The following is a 20272-nucleotide window of genomic DNA, read 5'->3' on the forward strand; positions in this document are numbered from 1 at the left end:
CGACATAATCTGCAAACAGCAAATAGTCCTCTGACTTGCCATAGACAACAAAGTCATCAATCAATCCATTTGGCCGGAACATTTGCCTTGCTTCGATTCTCACGACTGTCTCACCTAACGCTGAAGGTAACCGGCACCGAAGCGCAGCGAAGGGAACCAAAAGCAGTAAGCTTTTGGTGTCCGGTTGACCGTCTGGTTAGCTGGGGGTAATTGTGAAGACCATTCCCTGGCAACCAACATGACGACCTACTCCGCTGCCCTTACACCAGCACCTGCCAGTACGCCGTAATTAAAACCACCGCAAACGATGCGCCGAATGAACCTGAACTTGAGATTAGCAGATCCGGAACCAGATTTTCGTGGACGGCCCCACACGGCTAACACCGATTTTTAAACAAACATTTGCGATCAATTGAGCTGCCAGCATGACGCCAAACTTGCGGGCCTTGGCAGCATCACCGTGCTGTCGGTTTTGCTACCCATTTGCGGCCAAGGCCACTGGCACCAAACCACCAAAAAGGAACAAAGCACTACCAGCTAACGCCTACAGCAGGCGCGCCGCTTTTTGGCGTCGCTTGCCTGTACTTGTTAGCAGTTGATATCTAGCCACCTTAAAGTTCGGCATTTCTTTTAAATCTACAAAGTCGAAGCCGCACTGCTGGTAGAAGCGATGGAGTTCTGACCGGTCGTCACAGTCCAAGCGAAGCCAGCTAAGGCCTCTAGCATCGGCAGCTCGAAGAACCTTTGAGACCGCTATTATCCCGTTTCCTTTGCCCTGAAAAGTTGGATCGAGAGCGAGTTTGTGTACGAACAAACTATCATTCTCATTGATTTCAGGCCAAAACATTGGATCGGACTTTTGAAGGAAGACCACTCCAATGCGCCTATCATTTAGCATCAAAAAGTGAAGGTCCTCCAGACTGTAGGACTCTTTCAGACCCTGCATCGATACTTGATCCATCGTCCACAAATGCCGACCTAAATGCGCTAGACGATCGACGACTCGACACAGAATTTCTGAAGCGTTGGTCCAGTCACTGCTTTTTGTAGCTTTCGCTATGTCCATGAGCTACTTCCTGCTAACAGCAATTAGACTGATGCCTCAGTGATTGCAGAAATTTGACCGTTGCATGATTACGGACTTTCCGAATCCGGGTACACCAATCAAAAACCCATAAAACAAAAGCTTAGCCCAGTTTTCATCGTTCTACTACGTAATCATTTGACTTCTGTGATCCACGCCAACAATAATACTGTTCAAATATACAGCTTTATCTGGCAAGGAGCCTAAAATGCAAGGAAAGCAGCCGCGCCTCCGCGATCAAGTTCGCGCAGTTATCCGCGTAGATCACTACAGCATTAACGCTTGGCTCTGCGGTATGCCGGAGCGCCAGCGTAGGTGCGTCCGACAACAGCCACTTGTTTGTTACCCGAGCAACGTCACAGGCAAAATTAGGAGGGTTTCGAAGGTACAGTTGAAATAACGAATTGGATGCACCCGAGATCCCCACCACACTCACAGCAGCTATCTCGGGTTACAATGCAAAGCTAGTCTAGTGATAAACGACCCTGAATAGGCCGGTGGACATCACTGGTAGTAGGCGTTCTCGGTTTGGGTATGATCCGTCACATCACGAACCGCCGTAATTTCGGGCACTCTGTCTTTAAGTGTGGTTTCCACACCCTGCTTAAGAGTAAGGCTAACAGCTGAACAGCCCTGACAGCCGCCACCAAAGCGAAGTACAGCAACCGACTCGTCAACGATCTCTACCAGTGATACATCGCCACCATGAGCGGCTAGATTCGGGTTAATTTCCGAAGCCAGCACATAGTTCACCCGGTCGGGCAAAGGCGCGTTTTCGTCTACGCTCGGTACTTTTGCGTTCGGTGCTTTGATGGTCAGCTGGCCGCCCATTTGATCCTTGGAGTAGTCCACGTAGGCTTCTTCAAGGAAAGGTACGGAGTTGTGATCCAAATACAGCGTGAACTTTTGGAGGTCCACCTGCTCATCCGTGGGCACAATCTCATTAGGCGGGCAGTAAGCCAAGCAGGTTTCAGCATTTTTGGTGCCCGGCTGGGTTACGAAAATTCGCACTCCCATGCCTTCCACATCCTGCTTTTCGATAAGTTGTGCAAGATAATCCCGTGCGGGATCTGTCACAGTAACCAATGCCATGTTTTCAACCCGTTGGTAAGTTTGACTTCATTTTAAGGGAGTTTGTGGCAACATGAAAGACCAAGTAATTTAGTTGGTCTTTCACAGACTAGTGATTTTCACCTACTATAAGCCGGGCTCACGAACTTGACCCAAGTAAAGAATTGCTGGGCACGCACTACGACTGGCCCTCGCATTTTTGCTATGATCCCGCGCCATTGAACCTAATACGCCGTTAATGACGACATCCGGAATACTGACTATGACCGATCGCAACACTCGCCTGAAACAACTTCACAAAGCCCTGCAAGAGCGCATTGTGATACTCGATGGCGGCATGGGAACCATGATCCAGAACCTGCAACTGGACGAACAAGCGTTCCGGGGCGATCGGTTCGCCAATTACGACCGTGAGGTAAAAGGTAATAACGACCTTCTTAACATCACCCAGCCTTCCCTGCTGCGAAACATACACGCGGACTACTTGGACGCTGGTGCGGATATTATCGAAACCAATACCTTTAACTCAACTCGCGTGTCCCAGTCGGACTACGGTCTTGAGGAAATTTCCAAAGAGCTAAACGTGGCCGCCGCAAAGCTGGCAAGACAGGTTGCGGATGAATACACCGCTAAAACCCCCTCCAAGCCGAGGTTTGTAGCAGGCGCTGTTGGTCCCACTTCGCGAACGGCATCGCTCTCACCGGATGTGAACAACCCCGGTTATCGCAACACAGATTTCCAAAGCCTGGTAGACAACTACTATGAATCGGTAGAGGGTCTGGTGGAAGGCGGTTGCGATATTATCCTCATCGAAACCATTTTCGATACGCTTAACGCAAAGGCCTGCATTTACGCTACCCAGCAGTACTTTGAAGACAGCGGTGTCGAGCTGCCCATCATGATTTCGGGCACCATAACCGACGCCTCTGGCCGCACACTGTCGGGCCAAACCACCGAAGCTTTCTGGAACTCCGTAGCTCACTCACGGCCAATTTCGGTTGGGCTTAACTGCGCTCTGGGGGCAGACGCTCTTCGCCCCTATGTGGAAGAGCTGTCAGGCAAAGCTGAAACCTACGTAAGTGCCCACCCTAATGCTGGCCTACCTAACGAGTTTGGCGAATACGACCAAACACCCGAAGAAATGGCCGAAATCATTGAAGGTTTCGCGCGTGACGGATTTCTTAACATTATAGGTGGCTGCTGCGGTTCCCGTCCGGAGCATATCGAAGCCATAGCCAAAGCCGTATCAAAGTACCCTCCCCGCAAAATTCCAGAACGCCCGAAAGCCCTGCGGCTTTCAGGTTTGGAGCCTTTTACCGGTGATGAAAACACCCTATTTATCAACGTTGGTGAGCGCACCAACGTAACCGGCTCCAAGCGATTCCTCCGCCTCATTAAAGAGGAACAGTACGAAGAAGCATTAAGCGTTGCGCGGGATCAGGTCGAAAACGGCGCTCAGATTATTGATATCAACATGGATGAAGGCATGTTGGATTCCAAGGAGGTAATGGTCACCTTCTTGAATCTGGTCGCATCGGAGCCGGATATCTCCCGTGTGCCGATCATGCTCGACTCGTCCAAGTGGGAAGTCATCGAAGCAGGGCTGCGCTGCATCCAAGGCAAAGCAGTAGTGAACTCTATCAGCTTGAAGGAAGGCGAAGAGGAGTTCATCAAGCGCGCACGCGACTGCATGAGGTACGGTGCCGCTGTCGTGGTGATGGCCTTTGACGAGGACGGTCAGGCAGATACGTTTGAGCGTAAAACGGAAATCTGTAAGCGCTCCTATGATGTTCTGGTCAGCATTGGCTTCAATCCGGGCGACATTATTTTCGACCCCAACGTGTTTGCCATCGCAACAGGCATCGAAGAACACAACAACTACGCGGTTGATTACATAAACGCCTGTCGCTGGATTCGCGAGAACCTACCCCATGCTTCCATCTCAGGTGGCGTGAGCAACGTGTCTTTCTCCTTCCGCGGCAATGATGTCGTTCGGGAAGCCATCCATTCGGTGTTCCTGTACCACGCAATTAAAGCTGGCATGAACATGGGCATCGTAAATCCTGGCCAACTGGTTATTTACGATGAGATTGAACCAGAACTAAAAGAACTGGTTGAAGACGTTGTGCTAAACCGCCGCGACGACGCTACGGACCGATTGTTGGAGATTGCCGAACGCTATAAAGGCAAAGGCGGCAAAACCCAGGAAGAAGATCTTGCCTGGCGCGAGTGGCCAGTCATCAAGCGGTTAGAGCACTCGCTTGTGAAGGGCATCACCAACTTTATTATTGAAGACACAGAAGAATGCCGACAGCAGGCCGAGCGCCCCATTCACGTTATTGAAGGCCCGCTAATGGACGGGATGAACGTGGTGGGCGACCTGTTTGGCGACGGCAAAATGTTCCTGCCTCAGGTGGTTAAAAGTGCCCGAGTGATGAAACAGGCCGTGGCCCACCTGATTCCGTTTATAGAAGCAGAAAAATCCGAAGACCAGCAAGCCAAAGGTAAAATCCTGATGGCCACGGTCAAGGGTGATGTGCACGATATAGGGAAAAATATCGTAGGCGTGGTACTGCAGTGCAACAACTATGAAGTCATCGACCTTGGCGTTATGGTACCCAGCGATAAAATTCTGGCCGCAGCCAAGGAACATAACGTGGACATCATAGGCTTGAGCGGCCTAATTACACCATCATTGGACGAAATGGTGCATGTTGCCCGCGAAATGCAACGCTTGGATTTCCACCTGCCATTAATGATTGGCGGTGCAACCACGTCCAAGGCGCATACCGCCGTAAAAATTGAGCCTCATTACAAGAACGACATTGCACTGTATGTTTCGGATGCATCCCGGTGTGTGAATGTGGCCTCGCAACTGCTGAGTAAAACCGCCAAGGCAAAGCTGGTGAGCGACGCGCGCGAGGAATACGACATGATTCGGGAGCGCCGCAAACAGCGTGGTGATCGCACCAAGCTTGTCAGTTTAAAAGAGGCTCGCGCCCGGGCGCCGGAAATCAACTTTGAAAACTACGTGCCACCCAAGCCCACGTTTACAGGCACCCGGTTGTTTGAAGAATACGATTTGAGTGAACTGGAGCCCTACATCGACTGGACGCCGTTCTTTATCTCATGGGATATTGCTGGCAAATACCCACAGGTGTTTGATGATCCAAAACGTGGAGAGGCAGCCCACAATCTATTTGATGACGCCCAGATTATTCTTCGCAAAATGATTGATGAGAAGCGTGTAACTGCTTCTGGCGTAATAGGTTTCTGGCCCGCACATCGCCGCGGTGATGATATTGTCGTCTACAAAGACGAAAGCCGCAGCGAAGAGCTAACCACCTTGCACCATTTGCGACAGCAGGACGACAAGGCTCCGAACAAGTCGATGATGGCCCTCTCGGACTTTGTGGCGGAAGAAGGGTCAGAACACTGCGATTACATCGGCGGGTTTGCCGTAACTACTGGCATTGGCGCGGAAGAAATGTCGCTGGAATACAAAAATGCCAACGACGACTACAACGCGATTATGGTTAAAGCGCTAGCCGACCGCTTGGCAGAAGCTTTTGCAGAGCGCATGCACGAACGGGTTCGTAAAGAGTTCTGGGCCTACAACCGCGATGAGCAACTCGCAAACGAAGACCTGATTAAAGAGCGGTACCACGGAATTCGACCGGCTCCCGGCTACCCTGCCTGCCCGGATCACACTGAAAAAGCGACCCTGTTTACGCTCCTTGATGCCACCGCACAAACAGGCATCGAAATTACAGAAAGCTTTGCAATGTTTCCGACTGCCGCGGTTTCCGGTTGGTACTTCTCCCACCCTGAGTCGAAGTTTTTCTCAGTCGGTAAAATTGGCGTGGATCAGGTTGAAGACTATGCTGAGCGTAAAGGTCTTTCCAAAGCGGAAGCTGAACGTTGGCTGGCACCGAGCCTTGCCTACGATCCTGCGGAGTAAAGACAAGGCTCACACGCGGACAGGATGGGGTATATGACAAATTCGCCGAACATAGAGAGCAATAAAAAGAAAAACCCACAGGGGCCCGGCATTTTAAAAGTCATGCAAAGCGTAGCTGCCGGCGCTCTGGGCGTTCAGTCCAGTAAGCGCCGCGAAGAGGACTTTGGCAGTCACAGCCCTTGGCCCTACATCATTGGAGGCCTGTTATTCACAGGCCTTTTCATAGGCACACTCGTTTTGGTTGTACAGGTGGTTTTATCCGGCCAGTAATCTTACTGGCCAGCTACCCAAACCACTGCAAATGTAACAACCAGCGCAATAATCACTACAGATGCTATTGCATCAGCACTGCTGTCTGACCGCATTAAGTTCTTCATTACCTACTCCTTGTGCAGAGTCTGCCAATTATGCATTACCCGAAATAAGCTCCCACCTCGGTCGCTCCTTATCAGTAAAGCAGCAAATTGATATTCGTCCAGCCCGCAATGAACTGCCTTATCGCCTTAATCGATAAACATATCTTGAAATAATCGTTTCTAGAATAAGGGGTGCCTGTTATCCTTCGTTTCAGATATAAGGCACAGATGTTCTGGCGCCTGCCATTACGACGCTATTTTTAGGACTTTCCTCTATGTACGTATATGACGAACACGATCGGCAGATGGCTGCCGAGCGGGTTGCACAATTCCGTGACCAGACCGAACGCGCACTGGCTGGAGAGCTGGCAGAAGATGAATTTTTGCCCCTGCGCCTGCAGAACGGGCTCTATGTTCAGCGGCTTGCACCCATGCTGCGTATTTGTGTGCCCTACGGCATGCTGCGCTCTGTTCAGCTGCGTCGTCTGGCACGTATTACAAGGGATTACGATAAAGGCTATGCGCACTTTACAACCCGCCAGAACGTGCAGCTAAACTGGCCAAATCTGGAAGATGTACCTGACATTTTAGCCGAATTGGCGGAAGTGGAAATGCATGCCAACCAAACCAGTGGCAACTGCATTCGAAACACCACAACGGATCAGTTTGCGGGTGTGCAGTCCGATGAACTTACAGATCCGCGCCCCTATTGCGAAATCATTCGCCAGTGGTCTACGTTCCATCCGGAATTCGCGTATCTACCGAGAAAGTTCAAGGTTGCTGTCAACGCATCCGAAAAAACCGATAGAGCAGCGATACAGGTCCACGATATAGGCCTTCAGATCGTTCGTAATGACGCCGGGGAACTGGGTTTCCGGGTACACGTAGGTGGAGGCCTTGGCCGCACACCCATGGTTGCGCCGGTTATTCGTGAATTCCTGCCGGAGCTTGACCTGCTAACGTATCTGGAAGCCGTTCTCAGGGTGTATAACCGTTACGGTCGCCGCGATAATAAATTCAAAGCCCGCATCAAGATTCTGGTTAAGGCCTTAACCCCGGCGGGGTTCGCAGAGAAAGTCGAAGCTGAGTGGGCACACATCAAGGACTCCCCTAGCCGCCTAACGCCTGAGGCCATCGCCCGCATTCAGGCCTACTTCACTGAGCCTGCCTATGCGGCGTTGGATAATGCAACGGATTTGCTTGCACGCCAGCGGTTCGAGAACCGAGCGTTTGATCAGTGGCTGCAGCACAATGTAGATACCCACAAAAAGCCCGGGTACGCCATTGTTTCACTAACCATGAAAAAAACCGGAACGCCACCAGGCGATGTTACTGACCGGCAGCTCGAGCAGATTGCAGATCTGGCCGATGAGTACAGTTTTGGTGAAGTGCGGGTAACCCACCAGCAGAACGTGGTTTTAGCGGATGTGCGTCAGGATCGCTTGCTGGAGCTTTGGGAGCAGCTCGGTCCCATGGGTTTTGGCACTGCAAACCTGAACACGTTAACAGATATTATCTGCTGCCCTGGTGGTGATTTCTGCGCACTGGCCAACGCAAAATCGATTCCTGTGGCTGATGCCATCCAGCGCCGTTTCGACAATCTGGATTTCCTATACGATCTTGGCGAAATCGATTTGAACATATCGGGTTGTATGAATGCCTGTGGCCATCACCACGTAGGAAACATCGGCGTTTTGGGTGTTGATAAAAAAGGTCAGGAGTTCTACCAAGTAAGCCTTGGTGGCGCTTCGCAGCACGATGCAACCATCGGCAAAATTCTGGGGCCTTCGTTTGCCCGAGATGATATGCCGGATGTGATCGCTAAGATCATTGATGTGTATGTTAACAAGCGCACGGATGAGGAATCGTTTTTGGATACTTATCGTCGCGTAGGAATTGATCCTTTCAAGGAGCGGGTTTATGCCTGACATTATTTTCCGGGATGGCAGCATCCGTCAGAATCAGTGGTTTGTGGTTTCCCGCCCTGAGAGCGGTGAGGCACTGGATATTCCTGAGCAGAAGCGGGTGTTGATTCCTGCTGACTTGTGGATTGCGAACCGTGAGCAGTTTGCGGGCAATGAGAATGTTGGTGTGTGGCTAGATAGCCATGATGAACCGGAGGTTCTGGCGGAGTATGTAAACCAGTTACCTTTGATTGCGGTTAATTTTCCGAAGTTCAGTGATGGCCGTGGTTACAGTATTGCCCGGTTGTTGCGGGAGCGGTTCGGGTATAAAAATGAGCTGAGGGCGATTGGTGATGTGCTGTTGGATCAACTTCAGTTTATGAAGCGTTGTGGTTTTGATACCTATGAGCTGCGGCCGGATAAGGATATTCGCAAGGCGGCTCGGGCTTTGAATTTCTTTAGTCAGGGGTATCAGGCGGCTACGGATACCGACTTGCCCTTGTTTAGGCGTCGGGCCTCTTAACCTTAAACGCTTGAGTCCACAGTCAGGGCCGGAAGGCCTGTCAAAACACGCTGTTAATACATCCGTGTACGCTCGGCTCCGCCATCCATGGCTCCGCACGGTTTTGACAGGCCTTCCGGCCCTGACTGTTCAAACTACGGCATTTCAGACCGCGTGATCCAAAACGATTTTCCCAGCCGATTCGCTTTTCAGGAACGCTTTTAACGCAGCATCCAGTTCTACGCGCCCAATGCGTTTCGCAGAAGCTTCTGCCTTCGGGCATTTCCAGTCACCCGCAAGCTTTTTCCATATCGCTTCTTTCTCCGCCAGCGGGATTTCTACCGAATCCACACCTAGGAGGTTTACACCCCTGAGGATGAATGGGAGAACCGTGGTTTGGAGTTGGGGGCCTGCCACTAGGCCGCAGCAGGAGACGGAACCGCCGGGTTGGATCTGTTTTAGCAGCTCCGCCAAAGGTGTGCCGCCTACCGTATCGACCGAGTTGGCGAAAACGGGCTTTAGTATTGGCTTTTTACCCTCAGCCAGTGCGTCGCGCCCGACTACTTCCGTGGCACCCAGTTCTTTCAGGCTCTGTGCGTGGTCGGTTTTGCCGCTGATTGCGACTACGTCAAAGCCGAGTTTTGCTAGCAGTTCCACGGCAATGCTGCCAACGGCACCTGAGGCTCCGGAAACGGCTACCTTGCCCTGCTCTGGCTTGGCACCCATGGTCAGGATTTTTTGCACGCATAGGCCTGCTGTGAGGCCCGCTGTTCCATAGGTCATGGCGGTTTCTGCATTCCAGCCAGCAGGCATGCTTACACACCACTCGGAGGGTACTCGAATGTACTCTCCGAAACCTCCGTCTGTGTTCATGCCCAAGTCGTATCCGGTTACGATGACTTGGCTGCCGACGGCAGGTGTTCCAGTGGCGGATTCGATAACTTCGCCAGCGGCGTCGATGCCCGGGGTGTGGGGGAACGAGCGGGTGACTCCTTTATTGCCGGAGGCTGAGAGTGCGTCTTTGTAGTTCAGGGAGGAGTGGCTGACTTTGATCAGTACGTCTCCCGCCGGTAGCTCTTTGATATCAAGGGTCTGCTCGGAACCTTTATAGTCGCCATCCTGTTCTTCTACGCGCCAGGCTTTAAATTGTGTATCGCTCGTCATGGCTTTCCCCGTTTTTTGTCAGTTATTGGATTTTCTGGTTGCGGAATGCGCTCAGAACTTTCCATACCGTGTGTTCGAGTGCGGCACTGGTCGCCAGCCCAAGTTTTTCAGGCAAGGTTCGTTTGCGCTCGAAGGATACAGAGACTACGTCTGCCCGCTCGCAGGCTTCAATGAGATATTCGTCGGAGGTTTTAATTTCATCAATGAGCTTTACCTCAAGCGCTCGTTTGCCAAACCAAATATCGCCAGTCGCCACCGCAGCAATGTCCAGTTCGGGCCTGCGCTCACTTACATAGTCTTTGAAAAGGTCATGGGTATCTTCAAGATCATCAAGGAACTTCTGCCGACCTTTATCGGTATTTTCGCCAAAGATGGTCATGGTGCGCTTGTGCTCACCTGCGGTCAGCACTTCAAAGTCAACGTTGTTTTTCTTCAGAAGGCGGTGAAAGTTCGGCAGTTGTGCCACCACACCAATTGAGCCGAGTATGGCAAAGGGGGAAGCGACTATTCGATCGGCCACGCAGGCCATCATGTAGCCTCCGCTTGCGGCCACCTTATCGACACAAGCGGTGAGATGAATGCCTTTGTTCCGGATTCGATCAAGTTGCGCTGCAGCCAAGCCATAGGAGTGCACCAGCCCTCCTCCGCTTTCCAGCCGAATAACCACCTCATCTTTGCCCGGCTCTGCAACGCTGAGTACAGCAGAGATGGCTCTGCGGAGCGGGTCGGTATCACTGGCTTTTATATCGCCATCAAAATCCAGCACGTAAATGCGTGCAGGCGATTCCTCGGGTGTGTCCACATCCGCTTTTTTCGTTTTCCCCGCTTTCTTTTCGGCTTTTTCTTTCTTCTTTTTCGCCTTACTCCAGGTTTTCCGCTCATGCTCAGACATCAAGCGCGCCTGAATCGACTCGCGCAATTTTCGGTATTTCTCATTGAGCTTGCGGATTTGCAGCTCGCCGTCGTCCTCATCATCCCCTCTGTCTTTTTGAGTAGAGGCGACAATAATGGACACTACCACCACCGCGGCAATAACAAAGGTGACCACTTTGGCCAAAAACAAACCGTATTCAGTCAGGAACTCCAAATCGCTTCTCCAGCCAGTTAAGCAAGCACGAGAGTGTAACTTACCGAAACTCTAGTGATAAGCAGAGCAAAATAATTAAAACAAGCGTTCGATCGAGCTTGACAGTGATTCCGTCTCACCATAAAGTCGGAAAGCGAGGTCGGCTCTATCCGGCAGCTGCCAAGGCTTGTAAGGCCAAGCATACAAAGCCGTTATCATGACAAGACAACCATCAAAAAGGGTAAAACAATGTCTGTAGATCAAATCTTTGAAAAACTCGAGCAGAACTTCAACGCAGACGCAGCTCAGGGCCTGGACCTGGTGTTCCAGTTTGATATCGAAGATGACAAGACCTACCACCTAGTCATCAAAGACGGAACATGCAAGCTGCACGAAGGCCCTCACGACGACCCTTCTGTAACTCTGATCATGAACTCCGAAACTCTGGAAGGCATTGTTTCAGGTGAAACCGACGGCATGCAGGCCTTTATGGCTGGCCAGCTGCGCGCTGAAGGCGACATGATGCTAGCTACCAAGCTAGGTGAGCTTTTCAACATGGGCTGATTGTGCCTTGTTGAGTTGATACCAGCTCATGAAAAAACCCGCGCTTGCCGCGGGTTTTTTGTTTTTGGAACCGAGCCTTACAGCCGACTTTTACAACTCAACATCATCCAATGAGGTTTCTGCCAGCCGCAGAAGATCGGCGTTGCTTTCTTCACGATTTCCGATGCCCTCAATGTAGTACTCAAGGGATGTAAGCGCATCCGCAAGCGCTTCCAGAACCTGCGTTTCTGGTGCCTCACGGGCATCCAATAAACGCTCCTGTATCGAGGCGGCAACACGCTCAAGTACGTGGGCGGCGCCAGGGTCGTTTACCATCTGCAACCCCCCCCAAATGCTGTGCAAGGTTGCAGGTAGGTTCGCGAGGTGAAGTTTGTCGTAGTCAGACTCCACAAAAGCCGTAATCGCCCGCTTAGCAAGCGTCAACGCGCTACGTGCCTCATCAGCAACCACGTATACAGCTTCTCTTAGGTAGGTTGACTCCTCACGGCTGCGCTCGCTGCCTGCTAGAGCGTCTGTTTCTGAGGTGATGCCCCGACTTACAATCTGCATAACCGCGTCTTCTATGCCCAGCACCGAGTCGGCGAGACGGAAAAGCTCGTCTTCTCCGGGCAAACGGGATTCAGCTTCCCAGTCGCGCAACCTGCCCGCCTCTTCCCGGGCAGTGGTCGCCAACCGATTGAGGTCAAGCATAACCAGAGTATTGGATAGTCGTTCCAGAGCATCGGCAATAGAAGAGAGCTCTGCCAGATCCGGCTCGATACCTCGCTCGATTATGTCGAGCTTGTCTTTCAGCTGATTGAGCTCATCTTGCAAAGCTTCAGACAAAGATTCCAGCACATCTGTGCCGGGGCCATATAGGCGCCGCGCGTGCGCTTCCAAAATAGAATCTGGGAACTCCGCAGGAGTGAGCTTAAATTCGGAAAGAACGCGCATGACTTCGGGGTTGCCGGAGCCACTGCGATAGAGCAGGTAAACAAGATCCCGAATAAGCGAGTCCGGAGCATCTTTTGCGGTGGCCACCTTTCCTACATAAACCAGTTCACGGGCATACTTTTCAATACGCATGAACGTGCGCTTGCGGGCTTTGGTGAATGGCATAGCTCGATCAAGCATGGTGTCTGCAGCAATCGCAACAAGGCACCACATTTGACCCATTGGGGCTCCCTGACATAAACGCACAAAACCGCGCGAGGCACGGCTTATGAGCTTTTGGCTTACTACGGGGTTGCGGTCCCTGAGAATCCCCAGAAGTGCAACTTGATACGTCAGGCGCATCCTCCGGGCCACAATTTCATAGTCGGCTTCGTTGCCTTCAAAAGCGGGGACCGACACACCGGCACAAAAATCCGGCGGATCAATAAGGTCTACGTCGAAAAAGCAAGACTCGGGATAGGGCTTTTCCCGGCGGGCCTCACGTAGCTCGTTGATTACTGGCAACAACAGTTCAGGGTGGTCTGCACGTTGTTGGTGGTAATACTCTACATAGCGACGGAGAATAAACAGCGCATTACTCAAAGTCGTAAGCAGAATGTTCTTGTCGTCATTAGCGCCGACAGGAACATCGTTAGCCATGGTGACCGCTTCCTGGCACAGCAATGTACCGCCGCGAAGCTCTACCAGAATGAAAATGCCGCGAAGCTGATTGAGAAAATCCAAACAGTTCTGCAAATCCTCACCGCTCTCGCGGTTCTCTTGAAAGCGCTCAAGACTGGATTCTGCCTGCTTGATGGTCTGCTCAATTTCACTTTTGACCAGATCAAACGACTGCGATTTCGTCGCAAGAGACGATTGGACCATAAACGCTTCCTGTTAATCTGCGGAAACTACCGCACCTTCCTAGTGAGCTGTGGTCGGGCATGACACCCTGTGCGTGATCAAAAAACTGACGTACTTATCATTACTTATAACATAAAACTCAAGTACCTCAATAAAGCAGGCTTGTAACAATTAGTACAGGCCGACACAGTTCTCATTCTGCACCTTCGAGCCTGCTCCATACCGTAGCGCCAGCTTTTTTCTCCAAAGCAGACATGAAGGCCTGATGGGCCTCACGTTCCGCATCGGAGGCTTTTACCACCGGGAGTGCCGGGCGGTCTGGGCTTAGCCGACGGATTCCCCCGTTAATTCCTCCGTTCTCAGACCCCGCATCCAGAGACAAAGCTGTCTGCCCGCCGGTGAGAAGCAAGTAAACCTCGGCCAGAATCTCCGCATCCAACAGAGCGCCGTGCAGCTCACGGTTGCTGTTATCAACGCCATAGCGTTTGCACAACGCATCAAGATTGTTTTTCTGGCCAGGGTGCTTTGCACGTGCCAGCGCTAGAGAATCCACAACCCCGCAATAATCCGCGGTTTTGCGCACTGGTTTGATCCGGCCAAATTCCGAATCCATAAAGCCCACGTCGAACGCGGCGTTGTGAATAACAAGTTCTGCGCCTTTTATAAACTCAAAAAACTCATCAGCGATATCTGCGAACTTGGGTTTATCCACAAGAAATTCATTGGTAATCCCGTGAATGGTAATAGCTTCCGCTTCCACTTCCCGCTCAGGATTTACGTACACATGGTAGTTTCGGCCGGTGAGTTGACGCTCCATCATCTCCACACAACCAATCTCAATAATCCGGTGCCCTTCTGCCGGATCAATACCGGTTGTCTCTGTATCCAGTACAATTTGTCTCATAATTCCCACACTAACCCAGTTCTTCAACACCCTTATTCGCAAGCTCGTCTGCGAGTTCGTTATCTGGCACGCCCGCGTGACCTTTTACCCAGTGCCAGTTAATTTTGTGCTTGGTCGATTCCAAATCCAGCTCACGCCACAAGTCGTCGTTTTTTACCGGCTTTTTCGCGGAGGTTTTCCAGCCATTGCGTTTCCAGCCAGATAGCCACTCGGTAATCCCTTTACGGACATATTGGGAATCCGTATATAGCTCAACCTCACAACCGCGCTTGAGCGCCCTTAGCCCCTGTATGGCAGCCATAAGCTCCATTCGGTTATTGGTGGTATGGTGTTCACCACCATGCATGGTTTTTACCGCATCCCCGTAACGCAGCACAACACCCCAACCACCGCGACCCGGATTGCCCTTGCAGGCACCATCGGTATAAAGAATAACCTTTCCAGACATTCAAGTTCCCGTTTCTGTAGATTCACTTGGTGGCCCAAGGGGCCATCAGTCTTCGGGGTGGTTCAAATTGTGTGGTTGGCAACCTCTAGCGGCACTCACTGTACCTGTTCCCGAGAGGCCCATCACCTTACTCTGGCGCCAGACATTTCGCCGTGGAATTCGAGCACACACCCGTTTTTTCGCAAGGATACAGTAATACGCCCCGACCGGAAGGAGTCCGTAACCAGACATGCGTTCATCAAGCCGCCCGGAAGTCTTGCGGCCACTGCGTTGAAGAGGCAAGCGAAAAAAACGGGTCATCGAGGTTTCAACCTGAAAGTCCAGCAGATGAAGCCAATCCTCCATGCGACCGCGGAAAAGAAAGCGCCCGCCCCAAGGGCCAGCATGGTGTCGCGAAATTAGCCTGCGAAGCCCCCAAACACTGACCGGATTAAAGCCAATAAGGGCGATGGAGCCATCACCCCGCAATACCCGAGCCGCCTCCCGCAAAACCTGATGGGGGTACGGAGAGAAATCCGCCGTGTGATGAAGCACAACCAAATCCATGGAGTCTCCGGGGAAAGGTAGCTCATCTGCATCGCAGACGACCACCCCGTCGGGTGTGCCCGAAAAGCACTTTGGCGTGGTCATTATCTTCTGGGAAAAGTCTGTGCCGTTGGCCAGAGGGAGCCGGTGGCTCACGCCAACCTGCAGCTGTCTTGCGCCTGTGAGCTTTTCGAGTCGGCGATCAAGAAAACCCCGCTGATCTGCCAGCAAGCTACGCCCAAGCGGCGTTTGAAACCAGTTTTCAAAGCTCTCGCTCCGGGATGAATAATCAACGTTATGACTTTTCTTCACACTGCCTTTACTCCCGCTTTCTATAAGAACCGGCAAGGAAGCCGAAAATATACAGGCTGTTGGGGCTATGGGCTTAATGCTCTATCATATCAGCCATACTTGCCAAGCATATACGGGGACATCTGATGCTCACCATCTCTGCCATTCCGGCATTCAGTGATAACTATATATGGTGTCTTGCAGACACAGATACAGGTCAAGCCCTGATTGTGGACCCGGGACAGGCGAAACCGGTTCAGGAATATCTGGCTGCGCAGGGGCTAACGCTCGATACAATTCTTGTCACCCACCATCACCCGGACCACGTAGGTGGTGTCAAAACGCTCGTTCAGGACAATCCGGACTGCCGCGTAACAGGGCCGGCTGAATCCCCCTTCAAAGGCAGCACCAACTTGGTTCACCCTGGCGACGAGGTCATTTGGGAAAACATTACATTTAAAGTGATGGGTGTACCCGGCCACACGCTCGACCACATTGCCTTCTTTACCGACGTAGAAATTTCCGGGCGCCCCGCCCTGTTTTGTGGCGATACGCTTTTTGTTATTGGCTGTGGTCGTCTATTTGAAGGCACGCCATCCCAAATGATGGAATCACTCAGATCCCTTCGGGAACTCCCCGGCAACACCGCCGTCTACTGTGCCCATGAGTACACGCTCGCGAATCTTCGGTTCGCTCGTAGCTGGCTGCCAGACGACCGCAAACTCGAAGCGTTTGAGCGCCAGTGTGAAGAAAAGCGGCAAGCGGGCGAGCCAACCGTGCCATCTATACTAGAAGATGAAACGCAGCTTAATCCGTTTCTACGCTGGGACGACCCCGACGTTGTGGGCGTGGCAAAGCAGTACTGCGCTGAGCAAGGTCTGCCCGCGGATTCAGACAGTGACATTTTTGCAGCCATACGGCACGGCAAAGATAACTTCTGACTGATTAACAATTCCTCTCATCGTCGTAACGAGAGGTTTCTTGACCATTTGAAACGGGCTCCCATAGAATCGCTTAAACTTTTGCTCGTAACTCATTAAATATGCCGGGTTTTTAGACACAAAGTCGGCGACAATACAGAGTCGGAAGACGCCTATGTCGGTTAATAGATTGCCGCTGCTCTTAGTTCTTGGTGCCCTGGCAGCTGGCTGCAGTTCTCTTTATGTATCTCAAGAAGCTGAATCTGAAAGCCCTCTTGATACACAAGAGGTAACTGTCGCAGCCGGTGATGAAGGACTCAAGGAGTCCGTGGAAGCCGGGAAGAACAGCGACGCGGTGCGAAATGAACCTCTGGACGACGCTATGGCCCCCGAGCTCAAGGCGGCCGCGCGGGAAGCCCGTGAAAAGCTCGACGACCCACTACAGAAACTAACCAAGGACAGCGCCGAAGAAACGGATATGTGGAACCGCCTGCGGGCCGGTTTTTTGCTTGATCACGACGTTGACAATAAACGGGTTAAAGATCAGCTGAACTGGTACGCAAAGCATCCGGGGTACATCAACCGAGTAGTCGAGCGCGGAAGCCGGTATCTGTATCACATTGTTAACGAAACCGAGAAACGAGGCCTGCCGGCGGAGTTTGCTCTGCTGCCGATCGTTGAAAGTGCATTTGACCCTTTTGCCTATTCCCACGGCCGGGCTGCGGGCCTGTGGCAATTCATACCTTCAACCGGTAAGTATTTTGGCCTTACGCAGAGCTGGTGGCACGATGACCGCCGAGATGTAATCGCCGCTACCGACGCTGCCCTTACCTACCTCGACCGCCTTTCCAACCGCTTTGGTGGTGATTATACGCTGGCTCTGGCGGCCTATAACAGTGGCGGAGGCACAGTGTCCAGCGCTATGCGCCGCAACCGGAAAAGCAATAAACCGCAGGATTTCTGGTCGCTGCAACTACCGAAAGAAACTCGCCACTACGTCCCTAAGCTGATTGCTTTAGCAAAAATATTTGACGATCCTGGAGCCTACGGCATTACCTTGCCCCCTCTCAAAGACGAACCCTATTTCGATATTGTCGACACAGGCGGCCAGCTGGATTTGGCTCAGGCTGCGGAGCTCGCAGGCGTGGATATTGACGAGATATACCTTCTAAACCCCTCGTATAACCGCTGGGCGACATCGCCCGATGGCCCACATCGCTTGCTTGTCCCCCATCAAAACGCGGACGCCTTCCGCACTGCCCTTGCGAACATTGCACCGGGTAAGCGCGTGTCATGGCGCAACTATGTGGTCCGATCCGGCGACAGCCTGAACACTATCTCCCGCAAGTTTTCCACCACGCCCGCGGTACTTCAGCAAGTCAATAATCTCAACAGCGATCTTATCCGCATTGGCCAGCGACTGATGATTCCATCGGCATCGAAAAACTCCGATGCTTACGCTTTAAGTGCATCCAAACGGCTTGAACGCAAACAAGAAAAAAAACGTAGCGGTAGTAAGTTGCGTTACACCGTGCGTCGCGGCGACACCTTTTGGGATATAGCCCGTGAACATAGAGTTTCCGTGCGACAGGTAGCTGCTTGGAACGGCATGGCCCCCGGAGACCCACTAATACCCGGTAAAGAGTTGGTTATCTGGTCAAAAACCGCACAACCTGCTCTCGCATCATCCGGCAGCACCCGTGGCAAAGCGATGGTTCGCAAAGTCGGATACCGCGTTCGCAAAGGTGACTCTCTAGCGCTCATTGCAAACCGTTTCTCAGTAAATGTGCGGGACATCGCAAGCTGGAACGATCTGAACACCTCGCGTTATCTGCAACCGGGACAAAGTCTGATACTCTACGTCGACATACGGAACAGCCCCTGAGAATCATGACAAAAACCTACAATATCTCACGCCTCACCTCGCTCTTTTCATTTCTGGGCCTGTTGGCCGCCACCGGACTTGTGTCAGCCAAAGATCAGGCAACCGACGCGTCCAACTTAGCGCCAGACGCGGTTCATGGCATGGCCATGCATGGCGCGCCGAAATATCCGGAAGGGTTTAGTCATTTCGATTACATCAATGCCGAAGCCCCTAAAGGTGGCACCCTGAAGATGGCCGTTGTGGCCAACGGCTTTGATTCCTTCAATCCCTTTGTTATTCGCGGGGTAGCGGCAGCAGGGGTCAACAACTACCTTTACGATACCCTGTTGGAATACTCAGCCGATGAGCCTTTTTCCATGTACGGCCTCATTGCGGAGTCACTGGAAACGCCGGAAGACCGCAGTTACGTTACTTATAACTTGAGACAATCAGCCCGCTTTCAGGATGGCGAGCCCATTACCGCAGAAGACGTAAAATTCTCGTTTGAAACCCTGACTACCAAGGGACATCCGTTTTACCGGAATTACTATGCGGATGTAAGCAAGATAACCATAGAAAGTCCTCACCGCATTCGCTTTGATTTCCAGCAAACCAGCAACCGGGAACTGCCTCTGATTCTTGGGCAAATGCCTATTCTGCCGGCCCATTATTGGGAAGATCGCGAGTTTGGAAAAAATGGCCTAACCCCACCAGTGGGTAGCGGTGCCTACCGCATTGATAGCTTTGAGGCAGGACGTTCTGTTGTTTACGAACGACTGAAGGATTACTGGGCAAAAGACCTTGCGGTCCGCAAAGGCAGATTTAATTTCGATAACATTCGCTACGACTACTACACCGACGATACGGTAGCCTTGGAAGCCTTCAAAGCGGGCAGTTTTGATTTCAGAGTAGAAACCTCTGCGAAAAACTGGGCCACAGCATACAGCGGCGACAAGTTTGATAACGGCACGATTATTAAAGAAGCTATTGAACATCACCGACCAACGGGTATGCAGGGTTTCGTATTCAATACCCGCAAGCACGTTTTCAGTGATCCAAAAGTGCGAGAGGCGCTCACCTACGCGTTTGATTTCGAGTGGACGAACAAGAACCTTTTCTACGGCCAATATGCTCGCACCAACAGTTACTTTGAAAACAGCGAATTGGCAGCTACCGGTTTACCAACCGGTCGGGAGCTGGAAATTCTTGAAAAGTACCGGGATCAGCTAGGCGAGGACATCTTTACCAAGCCTTTTGAAGCCCCTTCCACCGACGGCAAGCAAGGCCTCAGGGGTAACCTGAGAACAGCTATGGAGTTGCTGCGCTCTGCCGGCTACGAAGTTCGTGACGGAAAAATGGTACACGCTGAAACAGGCAACCCTTTGAAGTTTGAGGTTTTACTGTTCCAGAAAACCTTTGAGCGCGTCGTGTTGCCCTTCAAGAACAACCTCGCCCGACTTGGAATTGACGTTTCTGTTCGTCTGGTAGACAGCAATCAGTATGTCCAGAGAGTGCGGGAATTCGATTACGACATGATTACACAGGCGATTGGCCAGTCCGACTCTCCCGGTAACGAGCAGCGGGAGTACTGGCACTCATCAACAGTAGACGCGAACGGCTCGCGCAACTACGCAGGTGTGAACGATCCGGTGGTGGATGAGCTGGTGAACTTGGTCATTCAGGCTCCGGATCGCGAAGAGCTGGTACAGCGTACCCGCGCCCTCGACAGGGTTCTGCTGCAAGGACATTACGTGGTACCCCATTGGCACCTCGCGAAGGATCGCGTTGCCTATTGGAGCCACTTGAAGCACCCGGAGAAGACTCCTAAAAACGGCACAGACCTCGATGATTGGTGGGCAGAGCCCTGAGGAA

Annotated in this window: 16 protein-coding genes; 8 read left to right on the forward strand and 8 right to left on the reverse strand. The window is 52.0% G+C overall.

The features are described from left to right. Positions 1–544: 544 nt before the first annotated feature. Positions 545–1066 (reverse strand): GNAT family N-acetyltransferase, encoded by a 522-nt coding sequence (locus FE845_RS00005; protein ID WP_200360558.1) that lies wholly within the window; start codon positions 1064–1066, stop codon positions 545–547. 522 nt (positions 1067–1588) lie between these two features. Further along, on the reverse strand, positions 1589–2176 hold the full coding sequence (gene nfuA, locus FE845_RS00010) for a Fe-S biogenesis protein NfuA (protein WP_216008960.1): 588 nt from the start codon (positions 2174–2176) through the stop codon (positions 1589–1591). Positions 2177–2417: 241 nt separating this feature from the next. On the opposite strand from nfuA, the gene metH reads away from it, so the two are divergent. From metH to FE845_RS00030, 4 genes are all read left to right on the forward strand, one after another. Continuing rightward, positions 2418–6116 (forward strand): methionine synthase, encoded by a 3699-nt coding sequence (gene metH / locus FE845_RS00015; RefSeq protein WP_200360566.1) that lies wholly within the window; start codon positions 2418–2420, stop codon positions 6114–6116. A 33-nt stretch (positions 6117–6149) separates the two neighbouring features. Further along, positions 6150–6386 (forward strand): DUF2970 domain-containing protein, encoded by a 237-nt coding sequence (locus tag FE845_RS00020; RefSeq protein ID WP_200360568.1) that lies wholly within the window; start codon positions 6150–6152, stop codon positions 6384–6386. Positions 6387–6747: 361 nt separating this feature from the next. After that, entirely contained in the window at positions 6748–8400 is a 1653-nt protein-coding gene (locus tag FE845_RS00025) for a nitrite/sulfite reductase (RefSeq protein WP_200360570.1), read from the forward strand. Then, complete coding sequence (locus FE845_RS00030) at positions 8393–8899, forward strand: DUF934 domain-containing protein (protein WP_200360572.1); 507 nt, start codon at positions 8393–8395, stop codon at positions 8897–8899. Before FE845_RS00025 ends, FE845_RS00030 begins: the two co-directional genes overlap by 8 nt. A gap of 144 nt (positions 8900–9043) precedes the next feature. Here FE845_RS00030 and FE845_RS00035 read toward each other — a convergent pair whose 3' ends face one another. Together FE845_RS00035 and sohB are read right to left on the reverse strand one after the other, a co-directional pair. After that, on the reverse strand, positions 9044–10042 hold the full coding sequence (locus tag FE845_RS00035) for a YhdH/YhfP family quinone oxidoreductase (protein WP_200360574.1): 999 nt from the start codon (positions 10040–10042) through the stop codon (positions 9044–9046). 22 nt (positions 10043–10064) lie between these two features. Continuing rightward, on the reverse strand, positions 10065–11129 hold the full coding sequence (gene sohB / locus FE845_RS00040) for a protease SohB (protein WP_200360576.1): 1065 nt from the start codon (positions 11127–11129) through the stop codon (positions 10065–10067). Between the two features lie 228 nt (positions 11130–11357). On the opposite strand from sohB, the gene FE845_RS00045 reads away from it, so the two are divergent. Further along, entirely contained in the window at positions 11358–11672 is a 315-nt protein-coding gene (locus FE845_RS00045; RefSeq protein WP_200360578.1) for an SCP2 sterol-binding domain-containing protein, read from the forward strand. A 90-nt stretch (positions 11673–11762) separates the two neighbouring features. On the opposite strand, the gene FE845_RS00050 is transcribed toward FE845_RS00045, so the two are convergent. From FE845_RS00050 to FE845_RS00065, 4 genes are all read right to left on the reverse strand, one after another. Next, on the reverse strand, positions 11763–13469 hold the full coding sequence (locus FE845_RS00050; RefSeq protein WP_200360580.1) for a chemotaxis protein: 1707 nt from the start codon (positions 13467–13469) through the stop codon (positions 11763–11765). A gap of 172 nt (positions 13470–13641) precedes the next feature. Next, on the reverse strand, positions 13642–14352 hold the full coding sequence (gene dnaQ / locus FE845_RS00055; protein WP_200360582.1) for a DNA polymerase III subunit epsilon: 711 nt from the start codon (positions 14350–14352) through the stop codon (positions 13642–13644). Positions 14353–14362: 10 nt separating this feature from the next. After that, positions 14363–14800, reverse strand: coding sequence for a ribonuclease HI (gene rnhA / locus FE845_RS00060; RefSeq protein WP_200360584.1), 438 nt, complete (start codon positions 14798–14800; stop codon positions 14363–14365). 45 nt (positions 14801–14845) lie between these two features. Further along, positions 14846–15637 carry a class I SAM-dependent methyltransferase gene (locus FE845_RS00065; protein ID WP_200360586.1) on the reverse strand — a complete coding sequence of 264 codons (792 nt, stop codon included), beginning with the start codon at positions 15635–15637 and terminating at the stop codon, positions 14846–14848. A gap of 125 nt (positions 15638–15762) precedes the next feature. Here FE845_RS00065 and gloB point away from each other — a divergent pair, with 125 nt between their 5' ends. The 3 genes from gloB (at position 15763) to FE845_RS00080 (ending at position 20268) form a co-directional block, all read left to right on the forward strand. After that, positions 15763–16557, forward strand: coding sequence for a hydroxyacylglutathione hydrolase (gene gloB / locus FE845_RS00070; protein ID WP_200360588.1), 795 nt, complete (start codon positions 15763–15765; stop codon positions 16555–16557). 154 nt (positions 16558–16711) lie between these two features. Continuing rightward, positions 16712–18421, forward strand: coding sequence for a LysM peptidoglycan-binding domain-containing protein (locus FE845_RS00075; protein ID WP_200360590.1), 1710 nt, complete (start codon positions 16712–16714; stop codon positions 18419–18421). Between the two features lie 5 nt (positions 18422–18426). Further along, positions 18427–20268 (forward strand): extracellular solute-binding protein, encoded by a 1842-nt coding sequence (locus FE845_RS00080; protein WP_200360592.1) that lies wholly within the window; start codon positions 18427–18429, stop codon positions 20266–20268. The last annotated feature ends 4 nt before the right edge of the window (positions 20269–20272 follow it).

Origin of the sequence: Marinobacter sp. 1-4A (assembly GCF_016597725.1) — a bacterium.
Taxonomy (GTDB): domain Bacteria; phylum Pseudomonadota; class Gammaproteobacteria; order Pseudomonadales; family Oleiphilaceae; genus Marinobacter.

Excerpts from the sequence above, each read along its gene's own strand:
- FE845_RS00005 (WP_200360558.1), bottom strand. The coding sequence starts at position 1,066 with ATGGACATAGCGAAAGCTACAAAAAGCAGTGACTGGACCAACGCTTCA.
- nfuA (WP_216008960.1), bottom strand. The coding sequence starts at position 2,176 with ATGGCATTGGTTACTGTGACAGATCCCGCACGGGATTATCTTGCACAA.
- metH (WP_200360566.1), top strand. The coding sequence starts at position 2,418 with ATGACCGATCGCAACACTCGCCTGAAACAACTTCACAAAGCCCTGCAA.
- FE845_RS00020 (WP_200360568.1), top strand. The coding sequence starts at position 6,150 with ATGACAAATTCGCCGAACATAGAGAGCAATAAAAAGAAAAACCCACAG.
- FE845_RS00025 (WP_200360570.1), top strand. The coding sequence starts at position 6,748 with ATGTACGTATATGACGAACACGATCGGCAGATGGCTGCCGAGCGGGTT.
- FE845_RS00030 (WP_200360572.1), top strand. The coding sequence starts at position 8,393 with ATGCCTGACATTATTTTCCGGGATGGCAGCATCCGTCAGAATCAGTGG.
- FE845_RS00035 (WP_200360574.1), bottom strand. The coding sequence starts at position 10,042 with ATGACGAGCGATACACAATTTAAAGCCTGGCGCGTAGAAGAACAGGAT.
- FE845_RS00045 (WP_200360578.1), top strand. The coding sequence starts at position 11,358 with ATGTCTGTAGATCAAATCTTTGAAAAACTCGAGCAGAACTTCAACGCA.
- FE845_RS00050 (WP_200360580.1), bottom strand. The coding sequence starts at position 13,469 with ATGGTCCAATCGTCTCTTGCGACGAAATCGCAGTCGTTTGATCTGGTC.
- dnaQ (WP_200360582.1), bottom strand. The coding sequence starts at position 14,352 with ATGAGACAAATTGTACTGGATACAGAGACAACCGGTATTGATCCGGCA.
- rnhA (WP_200360584.1), bottom strand. The coding sequence starts at position 14,800 with ATGTCTGGAAAGGTTATTCTTTATACCGATGGTGCCTGCAAGGGCAAT.
- gloB (WP_200360588.1), top strand. The coding sequence starts at position 15,763 with ATGCTCACCATCTCTGCCATTCCGGCATTCAGTGATAACTATATATGG.
- FE845_RS00075 (WP_200360590.1), top strand. The coding sequence starts at position 16,712 with ATGTCGGTTAATAGATTGCCGCTGCTCTTAGTTCTTGGTGCCCTGGCA.
- FE845_RS00080 (WP_200360592.1), top strand. The coding sequence starts at position 18,427 with ATGACAAAAACCTACAATATCTCACGCCTCACCTCGCTCTTTTCATTT.